This window comes from Marinobacter xestospongiae (genome assembly GCF_023156385.1).
Classification (GTDB): domain Bacteria; phylum Pseudomonadota; class Gammaproteobacteria; order Pseudomonadales; family Oleiphilaceae; genus Marinobacter; species Marinobacter xestospongiae.
The window spans coordinates 1-24,671 of record NZ_JAKZAK010000038.1; the positions used below are offsets into that span (position 1 = coordinate 1).

Annotated in this window: 21 protein-coding genes; 11 read left to right on the forward strand and 10 right to left on the reverse strand. The window is 59.2% G+C overall.

Annotated elements, in window-relative coordinates; genetic code table 11:
* Positions 1-123: 123 nt before the first annotated feature.
* Positions 124-447, reverse strand: coding sequence for a hypothetical protein (locus tag MLD24_RS20585; protein ID WP_248169119.1), 324 nt, complete (start codon positions 445-447; stop codon positions 124-126).
* A 64-nt stretch (positions 448-511) separates the two neighbouring features.
* Positions 512-1,375, reverse strand: a complete 864-nt coding sequence (gene trxA, locus MLD24_RS20590) for a thioredoxin (protein ID WP_248169121.1) — start codon at positions 1,373-1,375, stop codon at positions 512-514.
* A gap of 229 nt (positions 1,376-1,604) precedes the next feature.
* On the opposite strand from trxA, the gene lon reads away from it, so the two are divergent.
* Positions 1,605-4,043 carry an endopeptidase La gene (lon, locus tag MLD24_RS20595; protein WP_227174003.1) on the forward strand — a complete coding sequence of 813 codons (2,439 nt, stop codon included), beginning with the start codon at positions 1,605-1,607 and terminating at the stop codon, positions 4,041-4,043.
* Between the two features lie 61 nt (positions 4,044-4,104).
* Here the strand turns inward: lon and MLD24_RS20600 are convergent, their stop codons facing one another.
* A complete protein-coding gene (locus MLD24_RS20600; protein WP_227176040.1) occupies positions 4,105-4,605 on the reverse strand; it encodes a MarR family winged helix-turn-helix transcriptional regulator in 501 nt (166 codons plus the stop codon).
* A 350-nt stretch (positions 4,606-4,955) separates the two neighbouring features.
* Between MLD24_RS20600 and MLD24_RS20605 the strand changes: the two genes are divergently transcribed.
* The 10 genes from MLD24_RS20605 (at position 4,956) to MLD24_RS20650 (ending at position 15,016) form a co-directional block, all read left to right on the forward strand.
* Positions 4,956-5,924, forward strand: a complete 969-nt coding sequence (locus MLD24_RS20605; RefSeq protein ID WP_227174002.1) for a TPR end-of-group domain-containing protein — start codon at positions 4,956-4,958, stop codon at positions 5,922-5,924.
* Between the two features lie 263 nt (positions 5,925-6,187).
* A complete protein-coding gene (locus MLD24_RS20610) occupies positions 6,188-7,300 on the forward strand; it encodes a branched-chain amino acid ABC transporter substrate-binding protein (RefSeq protein WP_227174001.1) in 1,113 nt (370 codons plus the stop codon).
* Positions 7,301-7,452: 152 nt separating this feature from the next.
* Positions 7,453-8,376, forward strand: coding sequence for a high-affinity branched-chain amino acid ABC transporter permease LivH (livH, locus tag MLD24_RS20615; RefSeq protein WP_227174000.1), 924 nt, complete (start codon positions 7,453-7,455; stop codon positions 8,374-8,376).
* A complete protein-coding gene (locus tag MLD24_RS20620; RefSeq protein ID WP_227173999.1) occupies positions 8,376-9,647 on the forward strand; it encodes a high-affinity branched-chain amino acid ABC transporter permease LivM in 1,272 nt (423 codons plus the stop codon). Before livH ends, MLD24_RS20620 begins: the two co-directional genes overlap by 1 nt.
* A 6-nt stretch (positions 9,648-9,653) precedes the next feature.
* Positions 9,654-10,409 (forward strand): high-affinity branched-chain amino acid ABC transporter ATP-binding protein LivG, encoded by a 756-nt coding sequence (gene livG, locus MLD24_RS20625; protein WP_227173998.1) that lies wholly within the window; start codon positions 9,654-9,656, stop codon positions 10,407-10,409.
* Positions 10,410-10,418: 9 nt separating this feature from the next.
* A complete protein-coding gene (locus MLD24_RS20630; protein WP_227176039.1) occupies positions 10,419-11,120 on the forward strand; it encodes an ABC transporter ATP-binding protein in 702 nt (233 codons plus the stop codon).
* Positions 11,121-11,325: 205 nt separating this feature from the next.
* Complete coding sequence (locus MLD24_RS20635; RefSeq protein WP_227173997.1) at positions 11,326-11,790, forward strand: DUF3015 domain-containing protein; 465 nt, start codon at positions 11,326-11,328, stop codon at positions 11,788-11,790.
* Positions 11,791-11,832: 42 nt separating this feature from the next.
* Positions 11,833-13,743 carry an Lnb N-terminal periplasmic domain-containing protein gene (locus tag MLD24_RS20640; RefSeq protein ID WP_248169123.1) on the forward strand — a complete coding sequence of 637 codons (1,911 nt, stop codon included), beginning with the start codon at positions 11,833-11,835 and terminating at the stop codon, positions 13,741-13,743.
* The gene (locus MLD24_RS20645; RefSeq protein ID WP_248169125.1) at positions 13,713-14,564 is read left to right on the forward strand and encodes an alpha/beta hydrolase; all 852 of its coding nucleotides are present in this window, start codon (positions 13,713-13,715) and stop codon (positions 14,562-14,564) included. Before MLD24_RS20640 ends, MLD24_RS20645 begins: the two co-directional genes overlap by 31 nt.
* 143 nt (positions 14,565-14,707) lie before the next feature.
* Positions 14,708-15,016, forward strand: a complete 309-nt coding sequence (locus MLD24_RS20650; protein ID WP_227173994.1) for a TRL-like family protein — start codon at positions 14,708-14,710, stop codon at positions 15,014-15,016.
* Between the two features lie 228 nt (positions 15,017-15,244).
* Here the strand turns inward: MLD24_RS20650 and traT are convergent, their stop codons facing one another.
* From traT to nusA, 7 genes are all read right to left on the reverse strand, one after another.
* Entirely contained in the window at positions 15,245-16,069 is an 825-nt protein-coding gene (gene traT, locus MLD24_RS20655; protein WP_227173993.1) for a complement resistance protein TraT, read from the reverse strand.
* Positions 16,070-16,347: 278 nt separating this feature from the next.
* Entirely contained in the window at positions 16,348-18,456 is a 2,109-nt protein-coding gene (gene pnp, locus MLD24_RS20660; protein WP_248169127.1) for a polyribonucleotide nucleotidyltransferase, read from the reverse strand.
* A 387-nt stretch (positions 18,457-18,843) separates the two neighbouring features.
* On the reverse strand, positions 18,844-19,113 hold the full coding sequence (gene rpsO / locus MLD24_RS20665; protein WP_227173991.1) for a 30S ribosomal protein S15: 270 nt from the start codon (positions 19,111-19,113) through the stop codon (positions 18,844-18,846).
* A gap of 95 nt (positions 19,114-19,208) precedes the next feature.
* Positions 19,209-20,129, reverse strand: coding sequence for a tRNA pseudouridine(55) synthase TruB (gene truB / locus MLD24_RS20670; protein ID WP_248169129.1), 921 nt, complete (start codon positions 20,127-20,129; stop codon positions 19,209-19,211).
* Positions 20,126-20,548, reverse strand: a complete 423-nt coding sequence (gene rbfA, locus MLD24_RS20675; RefSeq protein ID WP_227173989.1) for a 30S ribosome-binding factor RbfA — start codon at positions 20,546-20,548, stop codon at positions 20,126-20,128. Before rbfA ends, truB begins: the two co-directional genes overlap by 4 nt.
* Before the next feature lie 79 nt (positions 20,549-20,627).
* The gene (gene infB, locus MLD24_RS20680) at positions 20,628-23,159 is read right to left on the reverse strand and encodes a translation initiation factor IF-2 (RefSeq protein WP_248169131.1); all 2,532 of its coding nucleotides are present in this window, start codon (positions 23,157-23,159) and stop codon (positions 20,628-20,630) included.
* 17 nt (positions 23,160-23,176) lie between these two features.
* The gene (gene nusA / locus MLD24_RS20685; RefSeq protein WP_227173987.1) at positions 23,177-24,670 is read right to left on the reverse strand and encodes a transcription termination factor NusA; all 1,494 of its coding nucleotides are present in this window, start codon (positions 24,668-24,670) and stop codon (positions 23,177-23,179) included.
* Position 24,671: the final 1 nt, after the last annotated feature.

Below are 24,671 nucleotides of genomic sequence, written 5' to 3' on the forward strand. Positions count from 1 at the left end.
GGCAGCCTCTGGAAAGTCGCTGACCCCAATTACAACAAACCCCCGCTGCCATGGCGAGGGTTTGTCAGCAGTCTGAGCCGACCCCGAGGGGTCGGTTTTTTTGTGCCCGATCGTTGGCTTTTGTCAGCGTCGGGGCCGCCGCTTGGGCACAAACTCCGGCGGTTTCTCCCGCAGCCAGTCGACAAAATCCACCAGCGGGTCGAGTGTCATCAACCGCTCCCGGGTGTTGTAGTACTGCCCCAGCTCATGCTCGCTGCAGACCTGATGGATGGCGTTGTGACACGGCCGGCAGACCCACAGGGTACGGCTGATCAGCTCTTCACGAGAGAACAGTTTCTGGAAGCGTTTCTTGCGGTGAAGCCGCTTGGGAATCAGGTGATGACGCGTCAGCCTGGCGATCGGTCGCAGGCAGAGTTCGCAATGGTCCGGCTGGGGCGGCAGTTTCATGATCGTTAGGGAGCCGGGGCGGGTAAGAGCAGGCGAGCCTGCAACTGACCGCCCCTATTCAGACTCAGTGCATCAGGGTGTAGAGTTTTCTTCGGTAGGTACGCACATCCGGATCACCACTGCCGAGCTTGTCGAACAGTTCAATCAGGGTCGTCTTGGCAATGCCGTCGCGGTAATCGCTGTCGACCTGCATCAACCGAATCAGCAGCGCCATTGCGTCGGCATTCTCCTCTTTCAGCACATGCTGCAATGCCCGCTGATGCAGTGCCGCCGGATCGTCCGGATGAGCGGCCAGAGTCTGCTCCAGTTCCGCCACCGGCGGCAGCTCACCGGCCTGGCGGATAAACTTGATGCGTGCCGCCAACTGCTTGGCCTGGGTCTGCAGTTTCTCTTCCGGTGGCAGGCTATCCAGCACCTGCTCTGCGGTATCCACATCCCCAAGTTCGGCCTTCAGCTGGGCAATATCGATCAGCACCTTGAGGTCGTCGGGATCGTTCTGGTTCAGCTCTGTCAGGATCGCCAGCGCGCCTTCAACGTCGCCGTCCTGCCAACGCTGGTGTGCGGTCTCGTAGGGGTCCTCCGCCGGTGCCTCCACGTGCTTGTCCAGCACCTGGCGGATCTCGCTTTCCGGTAAGGCACCATTGAAGCCGTCCACCGCCTGGCCATCCTTTACCAGGATCACCGTGGGCAGGCTGCGAACACCGAGGCTGGCGGTCAGTTGCTGCTGTTCATCGGCATTCACCTTCGCCAGCCGGAACTGCCCCTGGTACTCATTGGCCAGTTTTTCCAGCAATGGCATCAACTGCTTGCAGGGGGCACACCAGTCCGCCCAGACGTCGATCAGTATCGGCGTTTGCGCCGATGCCTCCATGACCGACTCCTGAAAGTTCTCCATGGTGGCATCAAATACGTGGGGCGATTCACTCATGCTGGGCACCTGACTGTTGGCTATCGGTTAACGGGTTCGCCGGCGAACAGGCCGGCATGATTGCTGAGATAGCTCAAAGGTGATGGCTGCGACGGGGAAATTCAAGGGAGCCAGCAATATCGCTTAACAACGCCACGCCCTTGAAAAACCGGGGGCCGACGTTACATAGCAAAAAAGAACGGACCGACGGTTCTCGGCCCAATCACTCACCGGACAGAAGTTGACCCTGATGAGCAACGACAACAGCAGTGACGCCATTGAGGATGTAACCGAGTACATAGGCAAAGACGAACACAGCAAGGGACTCGCCCTGCCCCAGCAACTGATGCCCCGGCGCATGTATGTTCTGCCGGTGGCGAACCGGCCGTTCTTCCCCGCCCAGGTACAGCCAGTGATGGTCAATAAAGACCCCTGGGACGACACCCTGAAACGGGTCGGGGAAACCGACCACCAGGTGGTGGGCATCTGTTACGTCAACAATCCGGACCCGGACAACGCCATTCCCGCCAGCGAGGAATTGGAGGTGATGGGCTGCGCCGTACGGGTCCACCACCCCCAACGCAACGACGGCAAGGTCCAGTTCATTGCCCAGGGTCTGCAGCGCTTTCGCATCGTGCAGTGGCTGCGGCGCAAACCGCCCTACCTGGTGGAGGTGGAATATCCCGAGGCGCCGGAAGAAGAGCCCGACGAGCTCAAGGCGTACACCCTGGCTATCATCTCCGCGATCAAGGAACTGCTACGCACCAACCCGCTGTATGGTGAGGACATCAAACAGTACCTGTCCCGCTTTGGCCCGGAGGACAGCTCGCCCCTGGTGGATTTCGGCGCCTCCATGACCAGCGCGCCGGGGCCAGAACTCCAGGACGTGCTCGACACCGTGCCACTGCTCAAGCGGATGGAGAAAGTGCTGCTGCTGATGGGCAAGGAGCTGGAGGTCGCACGACTGCAGGCGGAGATCAGCGAGGAGGTCAACGATAAGGTGCAGAAGCACCAGCGCGAGTTCTTCCTCAAGGAACAGTTGAAGGTGATCCAGCGTGAGCTGGGTATCGCCAAGGATGACAAGACCGCCGACGTCGAACGCTTCGAGCAGCGCATGGCCGAACTCACGCCGCCCGAGCATGTTCGCGAGCGCTTCACCGACGAGATCCAGAAACTCCAGATGCTGGAGCAGGGCTCACCGGAGTACGGTGTCACCCGCAATTACCTCGACTGGCTGACCCAGGTACCCTGGGGCCGCACATCGCAGGACCACTTTGACCTGGCCGAAGCCCGCCGCATCCTTGATCGGGACCACGATGGCCTCGACGACGTCAAGGACCGCATCGTGGAGTTCCTCGCCGAAGGCACCTTCAAGGGCGAGGTATCCGGCTCAATCCTGCTGCTGGTAGGCCCGCCTGGGGTCGGCAAGACCTCCATCGGGCGTTCGGTCGCGGATGCCCTGGGGCGGGAGTTCTATCGCTTCAGCGTCGGCGGCATGCGTGATGAGGCCGAGATCAAGGGCCACCGCCGCACCTACATCGGCGCCATGCCCGGCAAGTTCGTCCAGGCGCTGAAGGACGCCAAGGTGGCCAACCCGGTGATCATGCTGGACGAAATCGACAAGATTGGCGCGTCGTTCCAGGGCGACCCGGCCTCAGCCCTGCTGGAAACCCTCGACCCGGAGCAGAACCGGGAGTTTCTCGACCATTACCTGGACGTCCGCATGGACCTCTCCAAGGTCCTGTTCATCTGTACCGCCAACCAGCTCGACTCCATTCCCCAGCCCCTGCTGGACCGCATGGATGTGATCCGTCTCTCCGGCTACATCGCCGAGGAGAAGCAGGCCATTGCCAAGCACTACCTGCTGCCACGGCTGCTGAAGCGGGCCGGACTGATGAAAAAGCAGCTCAACATCACCGATGCGGCGCTGAAACAGGTGATTGAAGGCTATGCCCGTGAAGCGGGGGTGCGTAATCTGGAAAAGCTGATCCACAAGATTCTGCGCAAAGGCATTGTCCGACTGCTGGAGGACCCGGAGACGCCGATCAAGGTCGGCGTGGCGGACCTGGCCGAATACCTGGGCCAGCCGCCGTTCAAGAAGGAGCGGGCGCTCAAGGGCGTGGGGGTGGTCACCGGCCTGGCCTGGACCGCCATGGGAGGCGCCACCCTGAGCATTGAGGCATCCCGCATCCACACCAGCCACCGCGGCTTCAAGCTCACCGGGCAGTTGGGCGATGTAATGAAGGAGTCTGCAGACATCGCCTACAGCTACATTTCGTCGAACCTGAAGCGCTACAAGGGCGACACCGCCTTCTTCGACAAGTCCCAGGTGCACCTGCACGTGCCGGCCGGGGCGACACCCAAGGACGGCCCCAGTGCCGGCATCACCATTGCCACAGCACTATTGTCGATTGCCCGCAACGAGGCGCCCCGCCAGAACGTGGCAATGACCGGAGAACTGACCCTGACCGGCCAGGTGCTGCCCGTCGGCGGCATCCGGGAAAAAGTGATTGCGGCACGACGCCAGAAGATCACCACCCTGATCCTGCCGGACGCCAATCGCGGTGACTACGAGGAATTGCCGGATTACTTGAAGGAAGGGCTGGAAGTGCACTTCGCCCAGCACTTTGGCGACGTGTTCCAGATCTGCTTTGAGGACAAGCCGAAAAAGAAAGCCAGCGTTCACTGACCCAACGAAAAAGGGGCGGGTAGTTGCCCGTCCCTTTTCTACGATTTGGCCATCCGCCGGACTATTTCTTGCCGCCTTCCTTCCAGCCGTCTTCCCGCAGGACCGGCCCCACATCGAGCACCGGCGAGGCATCGATATGGTCGGCGTCCATCATGTTCGCCACCCGCTGCAGGGACGAGATGATCATGGTTTGCTCCCATTCCTGCAGGCTCTGGAATTTCTCAATGAACTCCTCCTGCAGCGGCTGGGGAGCCCGTGCCAGGATCGCCGCCCCTTCCTCGGTGAGGTGAGCGTGCACCTTGCGCTTGTCGCGGGTGCTGCGAACCCGGTAAACCAGTTGCCGGTGTTCCAGTCGATCCAGAATGGTGGTTACGGTAGCCTGACTCAGGCTGACCTGCTCGGCGATGGTACCGATGGTCACCTCCCCCAGATCCCGGATCGTACGCATGATCAGCAGCTGCGGCCCGGTCAGGCCAGCGTGTTTGCTCAACCGTTTGGAATGCAGATCAGTCGCGCGAATCACGCGCCGGAGCGCCACCAAAACCTGTTCGTAGTTATTCACGGCACTCCCCCACTCCGCCACATCAAAAGGGCGGGAATTATAGGCATTGGCGGTATCCGAGTAAAAAGCCTTGTGGGCAGACACGACGACCTCATCTCCTCGCAGTTACCGGTGGACTCCAATTATTTACAGCTCTAACTATTAGATTCCGATACCGCCCGCAATGCAAGTGTGGAGATACCGAGATGGGGACCTCCGCCGCCATCGCACAAATCCTGACAGCATTTTTTCAGCCAGCCACTATGATAAGGTCTCAACGCCATGGATAAGGTCTCAACGGCCATGCGTGGACGCCGCCAACGGCGCGGCCCGAATGTTTCACCTGATCGGCATCGGACACAACAATACTCATGATGTACCAGAACCCTGACCAACCAGGCACCAGCCTGCCCCGCACCCTGTTCATCCTGCTCCAGGTTTCCCTGGCCCTGTTGCTGGCTTCAACCGCCCAGGCACAGAGCGAGGAGCAACCACCGACATCAGCCGATGCCGAAGACGTCAAGCAACGGGTAGACACCCTGACAGAACCGCTCTACAACCCGTTTGTGGAGCGCTACCTGCTGGATGAGGTCAAGAACCTGCGGAACGAATTACTCAATACCCGCGCGGAACTTATCGAGAAGGTGGTCGACAAGGAACTGACGGTAGCGGACAAAACGATGTCCTACGCCACAGACACCGTCACCTACTTCTTCTATCTGATCGCCGGTGCCACGTCCATCCTCGTTGTGATCGGCTGGAACTCGATCCGGGACATGCGATCCCAGCTCACCAGCCTGGCGGAAAAGCGGGTCAACGAGCTGGTTATCGAGTACGAGAAGCGCCTGAAGGACATTGAGGAACAGCTGCAGCAGAAATCCGACATCATTCAGCAGAACCAGGAAGAGATCGAACGCACCAACGAGGTGCATTCGCTCTGGCTTAAAGCCAGCCAGGAGACCTCCCATCAGAACAAGATTTCGGTGTACGACCAGATCCTGGACCTGCGCCCGGACGATGTGGAAGCCCTCAGTTACAAGGCCGATGCGGTGCTGGAACTGCAGGAGCCGCTGTGGGCCATCAGCCTCTGCCTGCGAGCCCTGAAGCTGGCCCCGGACAACGGCCACGCCCACTACCAGCTGGCCTGTGCCTACGCCGAGATCGGCCGCTGGGAAGATGCGGTCAACACCCTGAGCAAGGCCGTGGAAATCTCCGAGGCGTATCGCGACGATGCCTCGGTTGACCCCAGCTTCTCCCAACTGCAGGAACACGAGCAGTTCCGCGCCGTGGTCTTCCCGGACAATGGTCAGGAAGAGGAAGACGAAGAACTGCCATCCTGACCCGATGCCGGGCACTCCCGGCACAGGTTTTGCCTACCTTTTTGCTCATGCCTCTGAGCAAACGCACACCACGGCCTCACCAGTCGCCCTGCGGCTTGACAACTTCGGGGCCGTGGTGTTTGTTTAAACCGTTGAGAACATAAGAATAACCCTCGGGAACCTCGGATCAACGCCTGGCCGCCTCCGGTCTTAAGGGCGACTCGCCACCAGGGCGCGACCCGAAGTTGATCAGGGACTCCCTCACCCAAGGTAGGACAGATCCAATGAATACATCCGTGAAGAAACTTGTAACGGCCGTCAGCGCCTCGGTTGCCATGCTGGGAGCAGGCCAGGCTGCGGCTGAGATCAAGGTGGGTATCGCCGGTCCGATGACCGGTCCGGTTGCACAATACGGTGACATGCAGTTCTCCGGCGCCCGCATGGCGATCGAACGCATCAACCAGAACGGCGGCGTGATGGGCGAACAGCTCGAAGCCGTGGAAGTGGACGACGTCTGCGATCCCAAGCAAGCGGTGACCGTGGCCAACCGTCTGGTCAACGACGGGGTCCGCTTTGTGGTCGGGCACCTGTGCTCCAGCTCCACCCAGCCGGCGTCCGACATCTATGAGGACGAAGGCATCCTGATGATCACCCCGGCATCCACCAGCCCGGACATCACGGATCGTGGTTACGAACTGGTGTTCCGCACCATCGGCCTGGACAGCATGCAGGGGCCGGTTGCGGGCGCCTACCTCGCCGGCGTCAATCCGGAACGGGTTGCCGTGGTCCACGACAAGCAGCAGTACGGTGAAGGCATCGCCAGCGCCGTGCGCGACACTCTGGAAGAGGCCGGCGTGGAAGTGGCGATGTTCGAAGGCATCACCGCTGGCGACAAGGACTTCTCTTCCCTCATTACCAAGCTCAAGCAGGCTGATGTGGACTACGTCTACTACGGTGGCTATCACCCGGAACTGGGGCTGATCCTGCGTCAGGCGCGCCAGGCGGACCTGGATGCCACGTTCATGGGCCCTGAAGGGGTTGGCAACAAGGACATCAACACCATTGCCGGCGAAGCGTCAGAAGGCCTGCTGGTCACCCTGCCGCCGAGCTTCGACGAAAAAGCCGAAAACCAGGCTCTGGTACAGGCCTTTGCAGACAAGGGCGAAGACCCCTCCGGCCCATTCGTGCTGACCTCCTACACCGCGGTTCAGCTGGTGGCCGATGGCATTGAACAGGCCCAATCCACTGACCCGTTTGACGTTGCAGCAGCCCTTCGCCAGGGCAGCTTCGACACCCCCATCGGTACCGTTCAATACGACGACAAGGGCGATATGAAAGCGTTCGAGTTCGTGGTGTATGAATGGCATTCAGATGGCAGCAAAACTCCGGTAAACTGAGCCGAAATCGTTAAAAAACGGTAATAATAAAGCAAAAACACCTTCTCACCAGTTAGGAGAGGAGGTGTTTTTCTAGGCTCGTGGTCCGGACTGCCGATTGAATGATCGCGCTCAGCCCGGATGCATGGCCTGGTTGTCGGAGCGCCACAAACATGCAAGATCTCCTGTACTTTTTCCAGCAGTTGATAAACGGACTGACCATTGGCAGTGCCTACGCCCTGATCGCGATTGGCTACACCATGGTCTACGGCATCATCGGAATGATTAACTTCGCCCACGGCGAGATCTACATGATCGGCGCCTACACGGCGCTGATCACCATTACCGGCCTCGCCAGTCTCGGCGTCGCCTGGTTGCCCCTGGTTCTTCTTGTGGCGCTGATCTGCGCCATGTTGGTTTCCAGCTCCATGGGCTGGGCCGTCGAACGGGTGGCCTACCGGCCGGTCCGGGGACGACACCGGCTGATTCCACTGATCTCCGCCATCGGGATGTCGATCTTCCTGCAGAACTACGTTCATCTCGCCCAGGGCTCCCGCAACATCGGCTTCCCGGCCCTGATTGAAGGCGGCTTCACCTTCGGCCCTGCCGACTCCTTCCAGACCTCCATTTCCTACATGCAGATCACCATCTTTATCACCACCCTGATCTGCATGACCGCCCTCTCGCTGTTTATCTCCCGTTCCCGCACCGGACGCGCCTGCCGGGCGGTCTCCCAGGATCTGGGGATGGCCAACCTGCTGGGCATCGACACCAACCGCATCATCTCCGCCACCTTCATCATTGGTGCGGCACTGGCTGCGGTCGCCGGGTTGCTGCTGGGGATGTACTACGGCTCCATCGATCCACTGTTTGGCTTTATTGCCGGCCTCAAGGCCTTCACCGCCGCCGTACTGGGGGGCATTGGCAGCATTCCCGGCGCGATGCTGGGCGGGCTGATCCTGGGAGTGTCAGAAAGCATGACCTCCGGCTACCTCAGTGGCGAATATAAGGACGTGGTGTCGTTCGGACTGCTGATCCTGATCCTACTGTTCAAACCCACCGGCCTGCTCGGCAAACCTGAGGTGGAGAAGATCTGATGGCAGCTCAAAACCTCAAGCACGCGCTGTTCTGCGCCATAATCACCCTGATCATCGCCTACCCGATTCTTGGCCTGAACCTGGAGGCGGAAGGCACCCAGGTGGTGCTCGAAGGCGCCGACACCGTTACGGTGGTGTCCATTGCGCTGGCCGCAATCGTGGTGTTTCTGTTCCAGCTGTTTCGGGACACCATCATGGCCTCGCTCGGTCGAATTCCCCGCCTCAATCCCCTGGCCAACCGTGAGCCCATGGAACAGGGCCGCCGCCAGCGTTTCGAGACCATTGCCCTGGTGCTGCTGGTCATGGCCGCCCTGGCCTGGCCGTTCTTCGTGTCCCGGGGCTCGGTGGACCTGGCCACCCTGGTGCTGATCTACGTCATGCTGGCGTTGGGTCTGAACGTGGTGGTGGGCCTGGCAGGTCTGCTGGACCTGGGTTACGTCGCCTTCTATGCCGTCGGGGCCTACACCTTCGCCCTGCTGTCCCAGTATTTCGGCATCTCCTTTTGGCTCGCTTTGCCACTGGGTGCCTGTCTGGCGGCGTTGTTCGGGCTGGTACTGGGCTTCCCGGTGCTCAGGCTGCGGGGGGATTACCTGGCCATCGTGACTCTCGGCTTCGGCGAGATCATCCGCATCCTGCTGAACAACATGACCTGGCTGACCGGCGGCCCCAATGGCATAGGCGGCATCCCCGACCCCACCCTGTTCGGCATGGAGTTCGGGCGCCGTATCAAGGAAGAAGGCAACAGCTCATTCCACGAGGTGTTTGGCATCGCCTACAGCAGTGAGCACAAGATCATCTTCCTGTACCTGATTGCCCTGGTACTGGCGGTCTTCACCGCGGTGGTGATCCGCCGCTTCACCAAGATGCCGGTGGGCCGTTCCTGGGAAGCCCTGCGGGAGGATGAGATCGCGGCCCGCTCCCTGGGTCTGAGCCGGACCTCGGTCAAGCTCTCGGCCTTCACCATCGGCGCATTCTTTGCCGGCTTTGCCGGTACCGTGTTTGCGTCCAAGCAGGGCTTCATCAGCCCGGAATCGTTCGTGTTCCTGGAGTCCGCCATTATTCTGGCAATTGTGGTGCTGGGAGGCATGGGCTCGCAGATCGGCGTTATCCTCGCGGCCATCGCCGTTGTCATCCTGCCGGAACTGGCACGGGAGTTCTCTGAATTCCGCATGCTGATCTTCGGCGCCGCCATGGTGCTGATGATGGTGTGGCGGCCCCAGGGCCTGCTGCCAATGCGACGTATCCACATCGAACTCAAGAAGCAGGAGTGACGCGGCATGCTTGAAGTACGCAACCTGTCCATGCGTTTTGGCGGCCTGCTTGCGGTCGATCAGGTGTCGCTGGACGTTCAGGAGCATGAGATTGTCTCCATCATCGGCCCCAACGGGGCCGGCAAGACCACCGTGTTCAACTGCATGAGTGGCTTCTATCGTCCGACCGGTGGCGAGATCCTGTTCAACGATCAGCCGATTCACGGCAAACCCGACTACAAGATCTCCCGGCTGGGGCTGGTACGAACCTTCCAGCACGTTCGGCTATTCAACAAGATGACGGTGGTGGAGAACCTGCTGGTGGCGCAACACCGCCACCTCAACACCAACCTGATTGCCGGGCTTCTCGGCTCCCCCAATTACCGGAAGCGGGAACAGAAGGCGTTGGACCGTGCCACTTACTGGCTGGACCGGGTCGGCCTGCTGGAGCTGGCCAACCGCGAGGCTGGCAACCTGGCCTATGGCCAGCAACGGCGCCTGGAAATTGCCCGCTGCATGGTCACCGAGCCCCGGCTGTTGATGCTCGACGAGCCGGCCGCCGGCCTCAACCCGGCGGAAACCCGCGACCTCAACCAGCTGATCATCAGCCTGAAGGAGGACTACAACGTTTCGGTGGTACTGATTGAGCACGACATGAGCCTGGTGATGGAAATCTCCGATCGCATCAATGTCATCAACCAGGGACGTCCGCTGGCAAGCGGCACCCCGGAAGAGGTGCGCCAGAACGACGACGTCATCAAAGCCTACCTGGGGGAGACCTGAACCATGTCCATGCTGTTGCTTGAAGATGTCCACACCCACTACGGCAAGATTGAAGCTCTCCACGGGGTTTCAGTCGAGGTCAACCAGGGCGAAATCGTGTCACTGATCGGCGCCAATGGCGCCGGCAAGACCACTCTGCTGATGACGGTCTGTGGTACGCCTCAGGCCACCTCTGGTCGGGTGATCCTGGAAGGTCGGGATATCACCCGCGAGGCCACCGCGAACATCATGCGGTCCGGTATCGCCATCGTTCCGGAAGGCCGGCGAATCTTTTCCAGCCTGACGGTGGAGGAGAACCTGCATATGGGGGGCTTCTTCAATACCAAAGAGGAAATCCGCAAGAGCCAGGAACACGTCTATGAACTGTTCCCCCGCCTCAAGGAACGGCGCGCCCAGCGGGCCGGTACCATGTCCGGCGGTGAGCAGCAGATGCTCGCCATCGGCCGGGCCCTGATGAGCAAGCCGCGGATGATCATCCTCGACGAACCCTCCCTGGGGCTCGCACCGCTGGTGATCAAACAGATCTTCGAGATCATCGGCCAGTTGCGGGAAGAAGGCATCACCGTGTTTCTGGTGGAGCAGAACGCCCACCAGGCGCTCAACCTGGCAGACCGCGGCTATGTACTGGAAACCGGCCGCATCCGCCTCCACGACACCGGCGCCAACCTGCTGGAAAATCCGGATGTGCGGAATGCGTATCTGGGAGGCTAAGGTCAGGCGAAAAACTTAAGGTGTCTTGCTTAAGTTCCGTATCCTTTAGTTGCCTGTTCGACATGACGCCATCTGGTCTATACTCTGACGGTCGGTCTTGCAGCTGCATTTACGGATGACTCGCCAAGACCGTTAACCCAATGATTTCAAAGCTTGAAGTCATACCGACAAGACGACAGCAAAAAACCACAGAAAGGAGTGGATAATGAAAAAACTGATCGCAGGTGCATTGCTTCTGGGTGCCTCCACCGTAACGTTCGCACAGCCCGGCTGTGGCCTGGGGGCGATGGTCTGGAAAGGCCAGTCCGGACCGGCTGCACACATCCTCGCTGCAACGACCAACGGCACGTTCGGCAACCAAACGTTCGGTATGACTACCGGTACTCTGGGCTGCGATACCAACGAGTCCGTTCAGTCCATGGCTCTGTACATGGATAGCAACGCTGACAAAATTGCCCGCGACATGTCCCGCGGTGAAGGCGAAAACCTGGAGACCCTGGCGGTTCTGTTGGGCGTCGAGCAAGGTGACCGGGAGTCTTTCCGTGCCCTGATGAAGGACAACTTCGCAGCAATCTTCCCGTCTGCCGACACCACTTCCGGCCAGGCAGTCGACGCCATTGTCGCTCTGCTGGAGCAACACGAAAGCCTGAGCAAGTACGTCGCTGCCTAAGCGCTTACCCGCTCATTACAATGGATTGCACGTGCGCCAGGGATGGCGCACTTTCCGTTCCCACCGCACAAGTACCTTACCTACATGCCATTACTGCTCCGCCAGTTGCTGCTTGCCGCCGCAGCGGCAACGAGCCTGAACGCCCAGGCCCTAACGCAATCAGAACTGCAAGAACTTGCCAGTTCCCGGGAGTGGCTTAATCTCGGACACTATCACCCCAACACCTTCTCAGACGGCTACACCAGCCAGGCGGACGATTCCGACTTTTTCCTGAGCCCAAACGGTAAGACATCACCGGAGGCGGAACTTCGAGCCACGATAAATGCGGTCCAGCAACCCGGAGGCGGGAACGACCATCCGGCCTGCCGTTTTCCCGCCAGAGATCAATGGATTCGAAGCAAGCTGGATTTGGCCACGCCAGAGTCAAGGCAGTGCCCCGCCTATGAGGAATGGACCGAGACGCTGAACACCCAGACAGTCACCCTGGTGTTTGCCGCGTCCTACCTCAACAGCCCCTCGTCCATGTTTGGTCACACTTTCCTGAGGCTTGATCCACCAAGCGATGACGAAACAACTGACCTGCTGTTGGCAAACACCATCTCTTACGCCGCGGACGCAGCAGCACATGACAGTGAGCTGCTGTTTGCCTACAAGGGTATTTTTGGTGGTTACCCCGGTATCACCACCGTTCAACCCTATTACGAGAAAATACGGCTCTACTCAGACATTGAACATCGTGATCTGTGGGAATACCAACTTAACCTGACCCCAGCAGAGGTCAGGCAGATGCTGGCCCATGCGTGGGAGATCAAAGACCGCAACTTTGACTATTACTTCTTTGATGAGAACTGCGCCTACCGCCTGCTTGCGCTGATTGATGTTGCCAGACCAGGCACGAACCTGCTCGATGAAGTGAGCACTCATGCCATCCCCTCCGATACGGTTAGATGGGTGGTCAAGAAATCACTGATTTCAGAAGTAGGTTACCGGCCATCGGCAGCCACCGCCGTCAGCTATGCATTGGACGAGTTGCCAGAAGATCAACAGGCCCTGGCAGCTGAACTCGCCAACGACGATATCAAGCCCGGGGCTATTGCCGGAAAACTGCCATCCACCGCCCAGCAGGCGGCCGTGCTGGACGCGACCTATGAATACGTCCGTTATCAGAGCGAAGCCGAGGAGTGGCCCAGAGAGCAGGTCGCGCCGTTGTCCCACAGTCTTCTGCTCGCCCGCAGCCAACTGCCACAGACCTCCACGCCCCCGTCTCCGCCGGAACCAGAAGTGAGAGACGACCAGGGCCACGATACCTTTCGGGCCAGCCTTTCCGCAGGCCGCTGGGGCGAGCGCAACTTTAATGAACTCACCCTCCGCTCGGCTTACCATGATGTGCTCGACCCGCCAGCGGGCTATCGCGCGGGCGCCCAACTGCAGTTCTTTCGCCTCGACGCCCGCCGCTACACGGATAACAATGAGCTCCAGATAGAAAAGCTGACGGCTGTTGAGATTCGGTCTCTGTCCCCGCGGAATCAGTTCTTTTCGCCCCTGTCCTGGCAAGTAGGATTTGGCGCTCGCCGAAGTGATACCGGTACTGATCGGGTTCTGGCCCCTTATCTGGAAGGGGGCGCCGGTGGCAGCGTGAGGGTCAGCCCGAACGGCCAGGCATTTGCACTTGCGACTGCAGACCTGGAACTCGATGATGACCTGAACAGAGGGTACGACATAGCCCCCGGCGTTGATCTTGGTGTTCTCTACCAGTCAGACCGGCTCAGTGCACTGGGGGGCATACGTTCTAAAGCCTGGATCGTGAGCAGCCAGCATCGTCAGGATCAGGCCTACCTGAAAGCGACAATGCATTGGTCTCGTCTAGTCAGCGGGTTCGCAGAGTGGACCCGCGAACATCATTTTGACCGGTATCAGTCCCTATGGAAGCTAGGCCTACATATCTATCTCTGACCCTGCTGTTGCTTTGTGGTTGCAGCTTGCTTACCGGATGCAGCGGTCTGTTTTTCTATCCTGACCAAGCGGTCTATCTGACCCCTGATCGGCTGAACCTGACGTACGAAGATGTTTACCTCGACACCGCCGACGGTGAAACCCTTCACGGCTGGTGGCTCCCCAGCAACAATGGAACGACCAAAGGAACGGTCTACTATCTACATGGCAACGCCCAGAATATAAGCAGCCATATACTTAACGTAGCCTGGCTCCCTGAGCGCGGCTACAACGTCTTCATGATCGACTATCGGGGCTTCGGTAGCTCGACCGGCGTCCCCGATCTGGAAGGCGCTCTGCACGATGCTGAAACCGGTTTGCGCTGGCTGGCAGCCAACCCGGATGCCTCAGGCTCCCCCATTATGTTGCTTGGTCAAAGCCTCGGAGGAGCTCTGGGGGCCGCATTGGCCGGCAAGTGGACAAAGACCCAAGCACGACCGGCACTGGACGCCGTAGTGCTGGACGCAGCGTTCTCCGGCTTTCGTACCATCGCCCAGGAGAAACTCGACAGCTTCTGGCTCACCTGGGCGCTCCAGGTGCCGCTAAGCTGGACCATTCCCGACGATCATGAAGCCCAGGACCTGATCGCCGCAGTCGCCCCAACCCCCCTTTTGATTATTCACAGTACACGCGACGCCATCGTGCCGTTTCATCATGGCACAACGCTTTTCACCAAGGCTCAGCAACCGAAGCAGTTTCTCCAGACGGACACGCCACACGCAGCGACGTTTGTATATCCGGAGTATCGGGAAGAAGTCATTGAGTTCTTGGAAGCGGAATAAAAACCGATTAGATGACACTCAGACTTCACATTTCTTACAAAAGGCTTATGATTGCCAAGCCGTTCTTACGATGAAAACGAACGGCCTGGCCAGGTCTGCCCTGTGCCTTAAATTGGAACCAATTCTAAACAAGGATTATCTTCATGAAGAAGTTTTTTGCCGCTGCAGCCATCGCTGCGACTGTCACTCTGTCTGGTTGCGCGACTTCTTTTCCGGTTGGCGGACTGTACACTGACGTTGAGCTCCCGGCGGGTGCGACCTCTAACACTGCGGCCTCCAAGACTGGTGTAGCCAAGTGTCAGAGCATCCTGTCTCTGGTCGCCATTGGCGATTGCAGCATCGAAGCCGCCAAAGAAGACGGTAACATTTCTTCCGTGTCGCACATGGACTGGAAAGCCAAGAACATTCTCGGCATTATCGGAACCTACGAGCTGCGGGTTCACGGCGAGTAAAGTCTGCCGACTTTACCAGCTCTCGCCTCCAGAATTCTCATGCTGGAGGCGTGTTCACTCTCCTCCCTTTTCCCAACTAATGCCCATCCGATCACCCGGTAACGGCTTGATCTCCCTGCAATCAAAACCAAGCCCTTGAGTCAGCCACGTTCCGCCACGACTCACAATGGTTCAGGTATAAAAAAACCCGGCACCATCTCTGGATACCGGGCTTTCAGAAAGCTCAGATTACATCGGCAGCATCTGTGTCACGACGCGACGAGTGCGTTCCTCAATTTCCGGCAGCGCTTCTTCTTCCTTCATGTTCATCTGGTTCGCCCAGACGGACAGGCGGATACCATGAGGGAAGTAGTTGCTGGTTCGTGTTGCGGTCGCGCCGGACGCATTGCCCTGAGCGGTGCCACCGCCAGAGGCCATACGACCGTTGTGAGTGCCCGCAACATCACGGGTACCGCTGGCAGAACCCGTAACCATGGTGAACTCAACCGGCTCGGAGTGGTATTCCTCCAGCACCACGTCGATGATCAGTGCCCACTCGCGAGGACGCGAGGCATTGCTCAGGCCAGCGCCAACCAGGCCACCGACACCAATACCGGCAGCGGCGCCAGCCAGGTTGCTGTCGGTCGCTGCTGCTACAGCGATACCGGTGCCAATCCCGGTTGCTGCACCGGCGATGGCACCCATGGTGCCGGCCGCGATCGCACCGCCGGACTCAGGCTCCACTTCGCCGAAATAACGCGTGGAGGCACGCAGACGATACTTGGCAGTCGACGGATCGTTCACAACCGACCAACCCTGCTCCCGGGCAGATTCCTTCAGCAGGTTCAGCAACTCAATATCGCTGTCACTGATATTACGATAAGAGATGTACACCGTACGATCGCCACCAGCGGGCGGCTCCAACTGAGGCGGTGGTACGACCCAAACGGTGCCACTGCGGGCTTCTGCATATTTATTGTCAGTCAGGCTGCCGAGCTGGCGAGATACCGAAGTACAGCCAGCGAACAGTGCCGCGACCAGCATCAGCACTGCGGCCAATCTAATTGATTTCATTGCGTTCCTCTTTTCCCTAAATACCAATTTGAGAATCCGTGCGTCCCGTTTCAGGCCGTCGAAAAATAAGCGGAGGGAATCGGAGAACCAACCGACTGGAAAGCGGACCGCACTCCCTTACCTCCGCGTTACCAAATCCTAATCTTTATTGGCCCTCGTTGGAAGGCCCCATACGTAGCACAGGGCTGTGCAACTGGCCTGGCGCAATCACCGCCATAAAAAACCCGCCGTTCGGACCGAACGGCGGGTTTTCGCTTACAGGACAGTCAGCCCCGGAATCAGAATTCCGTCGGCTGCTCGCCCTCTTTGACTTCCTTCATGGAGAGCTTGACGCGACCACGGTTGTCCACATCCAGCACCTTGACCAGCACTTCCTGGCCTTCGCTGAGTTCGTCGGTCACGTTCTCAATGCGACGCTCGGAGATCTGGGAGATATGCACCAGACCATCCTTACCCGGCAGGATGTTAACGAAGGCACCAAAGTCCACAATGCGCTCAACGCGGCCACTGTAGATTGCGCCGACTTCAATCTCGGCGGTGATTTCCTGAACCCGCTTCATCGCCGCCTGGGCAGACGCCTGGTCTTCCGCGTAGATCTTGACGTTACCGTCGTCGTCCAGATCGATGGAGGCACCGGTTTCGTCGCAGATTCCACGGATGGTGGAGCCACCCTTACCAATCACGTCACGGATCTTGTCCGGATGGATCTTGATGGTGGTGATGCTCGGCGCCCGTGAGGACAGCTCGGTACGCGGCACAGAGATGACTTTCGCCATTTCACCAAGGATGTGCTGACGTGCGTCGTAAGCCTGCTGCAGGGCGATTTCCATGATCTCGTCGGTGATGCCGTTGATCTTGATATCCATCTGCAGGGCAGTCACACCCTCAGCGGTACCGGCAACCTTGAAGTCCATGTCGCCGAGGTGATCTTCATCACCCAGGATGTCGGTCAGAACGGCGAACTTTTCACCCTCCTTGACCAGGCCCATGGCAATACCGGCCACCGGCGCCTTGATCGGCACACCGGCGTCCATCAGTGCCAGGCTGGAGCCACAGACGGAAGCCATGGAGCTGGAACCGTTGGACTCGGTAATCTCAGACACCGCACGAATGGTGTACGGGAACTCTTCCAGAGTCGGCATTACGGCAGCCACACCACGCTTGGCGAGACGACCGTGACCAATCTCACGACGGCCCGGGCTGCCCATACGGCCAGCCTCACCTACGGAGTAGGGAGGGAAGTTGTAGTGGAACAGGAACGGGTCCTTACGCTCACCTTCCAGGGCGTCGATGATCTGGGTGTCACGGGCGGTGCCCAGCGTGGTGGTCACGATGGCCTGGGTTTCACCGCGGGTGAACAGAGCGGAACCGTGGGTGCTTGGCAGTACGCCGACTTCCACCTCGATCGGGCGCACAGTCTTGGTGTCACGACCGTCGATACGGGGCTTGCCGTCGATGACAGACTGGCGAACGGTCGCCTTCTCAACCTTGCCGAAGTACTTCTTCACTTCGTCTTCGGACGGTTGGCCTTCCTCTTCACCGGCCAGCTTCTCGACCGCAGCCGCCTTCAGCTCACCCAGACGGGCGTAGCGGTCCATCTTGTCACGGATGGTGTAGGCTTCGTCGATGCCGGCGGCAAATTCGCTGCGGATAGCCTCAAGCAGCTGGGTGTTCTCGGCTTCCGGGGTCCACTCCCAACGGGGCTTGCCGTTTTCGGCGGCGAAGTCCTTGATGGCCTGGATCGCCACCTGCATTTCCTGGTGGGCGAACAGAACGCCTCCCAGCATCTGGTCCTCGGTCAGCCCCTTGGCTTCGGACTCAACCATCAGCACTGCATCTTCGGTGCCTGCCACAACCATGTCCAGCAGAGATGTTTCCAGCTCCTGGAAAGTCGGGTTGAGGAAGTAGCCGCGATCGTTCTCAAAACCAACCCGGGCCGCACCAATCGGACCGTCAAAGGGAATGCCGGAGATCGCCAGAGCAGCGGAGGCGGCCAGCATGGCAGCGATGTCCGGGTCCTGGGTCTTGTTGGCGGACATAACCGTCAGAACGACCTGAACCTCGTTCATATAGCCATTAGGGAACAGCGGACGGATAGGACGGTCGATCAGGCGGGAAGTCAGGGTTTCCTTCTCGGAAGGACGACCTTCACGCTTGAAGAAGCCTCCCGGAATCTTACCAACGGAGTAGGTCTTTTCCTGATAGTTCACGGTCAGCGGGAAGAAACCCTGGCCCGGCTTGGGCTCCTTGGCGCCAACAACCGTACCCAGAACGGATACATCGTCGATGGTTACCAGTACTGCACCAGTGGCCTGACGGGCAATGCGTCCAGTCTCGAGGGTGACGGTCTTGCCGCCGAGTTCAAATGTTTTCTGTACCGGATTCACGGTAACTCCTTAATTCGATAGCTCATCTTTGTAATCGCCAATCCGGCATCAAAGTCCGCCGATTGGCCACGTTTTACTACACTTACCGCGTCACGGCTCTGTTGCGATGAACGAAAGCGACACCTGTCAGAAAGCTAACAGGCTGTTGCAAAACCCCGGCTATGCCAGGCCTTTCAACAACCTGCTATCAATAGCGGCTTTCCATTGTGACAGGGAGTCCTTACAAATCACCGGTGGAACCGGAAGGCGGCACGGTTAGCGGTATTGCCTGCACCAGGGCTCTGGCGGCCAACAATATCACTGGAGAGAAGCACACCCGACGGCAACGCCGCCGGGCGCAGGCCAGGACCAACAGGCCCTGACCAACAGTCGTCGAATCCAGACGGATCAGCGACGCAGACCCAGACGCTGGATCAGCTCAAGGTAGCGATCAGCGTTCTTGTTCTTCAGGTAGTCCAGCAGCTTACGACGCTGGTTAACCATCCGAATCAGGCCACGGCGGGAATGGTGATCCTGCTTGTTGGCCTTGAAATGGCCCTGCAGCTTATCGATGTTGGCGCTCAGCAGTGCTACCTGTACTTCAGGAGAACCGGTATCGCCTTCACCTTGCTGGAAGTCCTTAACGATCTGTGCCTTCTCATTGGCAGAAAGTGCCATAACTCACCTCATTGGTTGCGATGCATATAAAAGGTCCAGCCGAACCGCGCATCTCTACAGCCCGGCTAATACGGCCCCACCCGTTTCGGGGTAGGTCAGCCGTGTTTTACCAAACGACGTGGAACGATCTTGCAGCCGTCGCCTTCGGCAAATCCTTCTCCCAGCCCGACAAATCCGCGGTCGCCATACAACCGCACCGGACCGGATATAGAATGGCCCGATATTCTAACCGGTTGGCCGTTCAATATCGATACCAGCGATGCCCCTTCCAGGGTCAACTCCGGGAACATGCTCAATGCCGCATCGGGCTTGACCAGCAGGCCATCCAGGCTTTCGCCCCGCTCCCGCATGGCCTCCAGATCGTCCACCCGATGTACCTGGTCCAGAGTAAAACCGGCGGCCAGCGTTCGACGCAGGGTGGTAACATGGGCACCACAGCCAAGCGCCTCACCAATATCGTCAACCAGCGAGCGGATGTAGGTGCCCTTGGTACACTTCACCGCCAGATCGATTTCATTGGCGCGGACATTCAGCAGAATCAGTTGGTAGATCGTAACCGGGCGGGGTGGGCGCTCAACCTCAATGCCCTCACGAGCATACTCGTACAACGGCCGCCCTTTGTGCTTGAGCGCCGAGTACATCGAGGGAACCTGTTGGATATCGCCGCGAAAATGTGCCAGTACTGGCTCCAGGGCGTCCTCGTCCAGACCTTCCGGCACCGGACGCTCATCGACCACCGCCCCTTCGCTGTCGCCGGTTTCGGTACGAACGCCGAGACGAGCGGTGGTGATGTAAGCTTTGTCACTGTCCAGCATCAGCTGGGAAAACTTGGTGGCCTCACCAAAGCACAGCGGCAGCACCCCCGTCGCTAGCGGGTCCAGCGCACCGGTGTGGCCGGCCTTGGCGGCACCGTACAATCGTTTGACCTGCTGCAGGATACCGTTGGAGGTGACCCCCTGCGGCTTGTCGATCACCAGAATGCCGTTAACATCACGACCTTTGCGTCGACGACTCAAGAACCCGACTCCTCTGGTGACTCCGAGTCATCGCCCTGATCCACCGCAGGCTTGTCGTCTACCGCCTTACGGATCAGCGCATCCATTCTGCGGCTCTGCCCAAGCAGGCTGTCAAAGTGGAAACGCAGCTGGGGCACCACCCGCAGCTTCATGGCTCGGCCAACCTGTCCCCGCAGAAAGCCTGCAGCTTTGCTGAGTACCGCCAGAGACTCTTTCACCTCGGGCGAGTCGGCATTCAATTCGTCGGTTGTCAGCAGGGAAATGTAGATATCAGCGTAGCCCAAATCCCGGCTCACCTTGACCGCGTTGACGGTCACCATACCCACACGGGGATCCTTGATCTCACGCTGAATCAACTGCGCGAGTTCCCGCTGCATCTGGTCGCCGATTCGATCGATTCGGCTGAATTCTCTTGGCATGTCGCGCCTTCGGATTATCTCGGCAGAAAACACGGCGCCCCGTCAGCCGGGGCGCCTCCTGGTCCGGGGAACGCCGGTATTAACCAGCGGATTCCAGCTTACGCTCAACCTTGACCCGATCAAACACCTCGATCTGGTCACCGACCTTCACGTCGTAGCCCTTAACCCCGATACCACACTCCATACCGTTCCGGACTTCCTGAACATCGTCTTTGAAGCGACGCAGGGATTCCAGCTCACCTTCAAAGATCACCACGTTGTCACGCAGGACCCGGATCGGCTTGTTCCGGAACACCGTGCCTTCGGTCACCATACAGCCGGCCACCTGGCCAAACTTCGGCGACCGGAAGGTATCCCGAACTTCGGCAATACCAACAATGTCTTCCCGGAATTCCGGCGCCAGCATCCCTGTCAACGCGGCTTTCACGTCATCAATCAGGTTATAGATGATGCTGTAGTAACGCAGATCCAGACCTTCCTGCTCCACCAACCGCTTGGCGGCGGTATCGGCACGAACGTTGAAGCCGAAGATTACCGAACCGGTGGCCATCGCCAGACTGACGTCGGTCTCGGCGATACCGCCCACACCAGAGGACACCACCTTCACCTGGACCTCGTCGTTGCCCAGATCCTGCAGAGCCTTGACGATGGCTTCCAGAGAACCACGGACGTCGGTCTTGAGGACCACGTTGAGATTCTTGACCTCGTCTTTGCCCATGTTCTCGAACATGTTCTCCAGCTTGGCCGCCTGCTGGCGCTGCAGCCGTTGCTCGCGTTCGCGAGTCTGACGGAACTCAGCCAGTTCTTTCGCCTTGCGCTCATCCGCAACCGCGAAGAACTCATCACCGGCATCGGGGGTTCCATTCAGGCCCAGAATCTCAACCGGGATGGAAGGGCCAGCAGTCTGAACCTGAGATCCGGTCTCGTCCATCATCGCCCGGACTTTACCGAAGAAGCCACCGGCAACGACCATATCTCCACGCTTCAGGGTACCGTTCTGGACCAGTACCGTGGCGACGGAACCTCGGCCGCGCTCCAGACTGGATTCCACCACTACACCTTTGGCCGGTGCGTCAGGGGAGGCTTCCAGTTCCAGAATCTCGGCCTGCAGCAGAACCGCCTCCAGCAGTTCCTCAATGCCCTGACCGGTGTGTGCGGAGACCGGCACGAACTGGACATCGCCGCCCCAGTCTTCCGGGATCACTTCCAGTGCGGACAGCTCATTCTTGATGCGATCCGGATCAGCCTCTTCCTTGTCCATCTTGTTGACAGCGACGACCAGCGGCACGCCGGCGGACCGGGCGTGTTGAACCGCTTCCTTGGTCTGCGGCATTACGCCATCGTCGGCCGCAACCACCAGGATAACGATGTCGGTGCACTGGGCACCGCGAGCACGCATGGCGGTAAACGCGGCGTGGCCGGGGGTATCCAGGAAGGACACCATGCCGTGATCGGTATCAACGTGGTACGCACCGATGTGCTGGGTAATACCACCGGATTCACCGGCAGCTACCTTGGTGCGACGGATGTAGTCGAGCAGCGAGGTCTTACCATGGTCAACGTGACCCATCACGCTTACCACCGGCGCGCGCTTGGACTTCTCGCCCGCCTCAAACTCGATGCCGCTCAGCACTTCTTCTTCAAACGCGTCTTCGCTCACTGTCTTGGGCTTGTGGCCCAGCTCTTCAGTGACCAGAACGGCGGTTTCCTGATCCAGTGCCTGGTTGATGGTGGCCATGACACCCATACCCATCAGGGTCTTGATGACGTCCGCCGCTTTAACGGCCATACGCTGGGCCAGTTCGCCCACCGCGATGGTTTCGGGGATTTCTACTTCTCTTACCATTGGCTTGGTCGGCCTTTCGAAGCCGTGTCGCTTCTCTTTGGATTTCTTTTTCGCGCGCATTGGCTTGCGCAGCGTCGTATCTTCATCGTCCACAGAAATGACCGGCTTCTCGGCCGGGCGGTTACGGGGACCACGATGACCCGCCGACTTTTTCTTCGGCTTGCCGTCATCGGCGTCGTCGCGACCGCGCTCTTTTTCCTTCTTCTTCTTCGCCTTGCGGTCCTTGTTATCGGCATCCACAGGCGGTGGAACCGGAACTTCCTCCGGCGCAGGCTCGGCAGCCTCAACGGGCGCTTCCACTTCCGGCTCCGGCTGAGTCTCTTCTTGCGCCGGCGCCTCTGCGGCTGGCGCCTCGGCAGCTTCTGTCGCGACGGGCGTCTCGGCCTGCGGAGCCTCAGCAACCGGAGCTGCGGCTTCTACCGTCTCTTCGGCAACGTCAGGCGCATCCGCATCCGGCTGAACCTCGGCTCGCTTGACGTAAGTGCGACGCTTGCGAACCTCGACATTGACCGTCTTCGCACGGCCACTGGAACCACCGGCTTTAAGGGTGGTCGTGGTTTTCCGCTTGAGGGTGATCTTGCGGGGTTCAGCGTCCGACTCGCCGTGGTTCTTTCGCAAGAAGGCCAACAGCTGCTGTTTCTCTTCGCTGGATACCGAGTCATTCTCAGAGCGGGCCTTGAGGCCGGCTTCGACGATCTGGCGCAATAAACGATCGACGGGAGCGCCAACATCTTCGGCCAGTTGTTTAACCGTTACTTCTGACATACTGGTCCTCCTCCCGATTAAGCCTGGTCCTGAAACCAGGGCGCACGTGCTGCCATGATCAACTGGCCAGCGCGCTCTTCATCCATACCTTCGATTTCGAGCAGATCGTCAACAGACTGCTCCGCGAGGTCTTCCATGGTCTGGACACCCAGCCCCGCCAGCTTAAACGCCAGGGCACGATCCATGCCGTCCATCGTCAGCAGGTCCTCTGCCGGCTCACGACCTTCCAGCGCTTCCTCGTCGGCCAGTGCCTTGTTCAACAGGACATCCTTGGCACGACGACGCAACTCTGTGACGGTGTCTTCATCAAACCCGTCAATCGCCAGCATTTCTTCCATCGGGACGTAAGCCACTTCCTCAATGGAAGTAAAGCCTTCCTCGATCAGAACTCCGGCAAACTCTTCGTCCACGTCCAGGTTTTCCGTGAAGTGGCTCAGCAGACGATTGTATTCCTGTTCCTGACGCTCGCCGGCTTCTTCCTCAGTCATCACATTGAGGGTCCAGCCGGTCAGCTCGCTGGCCAGGCGAACGTTCTGACCGTTACGGCCGATGGCCTGGGCCAGGTTGTCTTCGGCGACAGCGACATCCATGGTGTTGCGATCTTCATCCATCACGATGGAAGCCACTTCCGCCGGTGCCATGGCATTGATCACCAGCTGAGCCGGGTTGTCGTCCCACAGCACAATGTCGACGCGCTCGCCGCCGAGCTCATTGGACACAGCCTGTACCCGTGAGCCGCGCATACCGACGCAGGCACCGACCGGATCGATACGGCGGTCGTTGGTCTTGACGGCGATCTTGGCACGGGAGCCGGGATCACGGGCTGCACCGCGAATCTCGATCAGATCCTCAGCGATTTCCGGCACTTCAATACGGAACAGCTCGATCAGCATCTCCGGCGCGGTACGGCTGAGGATCAGCTGCGGGCCGCGATGATCGGTGCGGATTTCCAGCAGTAGCGAACGCACACGGTCGCCCATGCGGAAAGTTTCACGGGGAATGAGCTGGTCACGGGGCAGCAGCGCTTCGGCGTTGCTGCCCAAATCAACGATGACGTTGTCACGGGTCACCTTCTTGACGGTGCCGGACACCAGTTCACCCACCCGGTCACGATAGCTGTCGACGATCTTGGTACGCTCAGCTTCCCGCACTTTCTGGAAGATGATCTGCTTGGCCGCCTGGGCACCAATCCGGCCAAAGGCCACGGACTCAACCTTCTCTTCGTGCAGGTCACCGGGCTTGAGCTCCGTATCGATTTCTTCCGCTTCCTGCAGCGTGAGTTCGGTACCCAGAGCAGGAACCGCGTCGTTATCCACCACCAGCCAACGACGGAAGGTTTCGTACTCTCCGGTACGGCGGTCAATGGAAACGCGGATATCGGCCTCTTCATCCTCGTAACGTTTCTTGGCGGCGGTGGCGAGCGCCAGCTCAATCGCCTCAAAGATGACGTCTTTTTCAACGCCCTTCTCGTTCGAGACGGTTTCTACAACCAGCAAGATCTCTTTACTCATT

What these genes read in the sequence shown, in the direction of transcription:
- MLD24_RS20585 (WP_248169119.1), bottom strand. Translation starts at nt 447, where the DNA reads ATGAAACTGCCGCCCCAGCCGGACCATTGCGAACTCTGCCTGCGACCG.
- trxA (WP_248169121.1), bottom strand. Translation starts at nt 1,375, where the DNA reads ATGAGTGAATCGCCCCACGTATTTGATGCCACCATGGAGAACTTTCAG.
- lon (WP_227174003.1), top strand. Translation starts at nt 1,605, where the DNA reads ATGAGCAACGACAACAGCAGTGACGCCATTGAGGATGTAACCGAGTAC.
- MLD24_RS20605 (WP_227174002.1), top strand. Translation starts at nt 4,956, where the DNA reads ATGATGTACCAGAACCCTGACCAACCAGGCACCAGCCTGCCCCGCACC.
- MLD24_RS20610 (WP_227174001.1), top strand. Translation starts at nt 6,188, where the DNA reads ATGAATACATCCGTGAAGAAACTTGTAACGGCCGTCAGCGCCTCGGTT.
- livH (WP_227174000.1), top strand. Translation starts at nt 7,453, where the DNA reads ATGCAAGATCTCCTGTACTTTTTCCAGCAGTTGATAAACGGACTGACC.
- MLD24_RS20620 (WP_227173999.1), top strand. Translation starts at nt 8,376, where the DNA reads ATGGCAGCTCAAAACCTCAAGCACGCGCTGTTCTGCGCCATAATCACC.
- livG (WP_227173998.1), top strand. Translation starts at nt 9,654, where the DNA reads ATGCTTGAAGTACGCAACCTGTCCATGCGTTTTGGCGGCCTGCTTGCG.
- MLD24_RS20630 (WP_227176039.1), top strand. Translation starts at nt 10,419, where the DNA reads ATGCTGTTGCTTGAAGATGTCCACACCCACTACGGCAAGATTGAAGCT.
- MLD24_RS20635 (WP_227173997.1), top strand. Translation starts at nt 11,326, where the DNA reads ATGAAAAAACTGATCGCAGGTGCATTGCTTCTGGGTGCCTCCACCGTA.
- MLD24_RS20640 (WP_248169123.1), top strand. Translation starts at nt 11,833, where the DNA reads ATGGCGCACTTTCCGTTCCCACCGCACAAGTACCTTACCTACATGCCA.
- MLD24_RS20645 (WP_248169125.1), top strand. Translation starts at nt 13,713, where the DNA reads ATGGAAGCTAGGCCTACATATCTATCTCTGACCCTGCTGTTGCTTTGT.
- MLD24_RS20650 (WP_227173994.1), top strand. Translation starts at nt 14,708, where the DNA reads ATGAAGAAGTTTTTTGCCGCTGCAGCCATCGCTGCGACTGTCACTCTG.
- traT (WP_227173993.1), bottom strand. Translation starts at nt 16,069, where the DNA reads ATGAAATCAATTAGATTGGCCGCAGTGCTGATGCTGGTCGCGGCACTG.
- rpsO (WP_227173991.1), bottom strand. Translation starts at nt 19,113, where the DNA reads ATGGCACTTTCTGCCAATGAGAAGGCACAGATCGTTAAGGACTTCCAG.
- rbfA (WP_227173989.1), bottom strand. Translation starts at nt 20,548, where the DNA reads ATGCCAAGAGAATTCAGCCGAATCGATCGAATCGGCGACCAGATGCAG.
- infB (WP_248169131.1), bottom strand. Translation starts at nt 23,159, where the DNA reads ATGTCAGAAGTAACGGTTAAACAACTGGCCGAAGATGTTGGCGCTCCC.
- nusA (WP_227173987.1), bottom strand. Translation starts at nt 24,670, where the DNA reads ATGAGTAAAGAGATCTTGCTGGTTGTAGAAACCGTCTCGAACGAGAAG.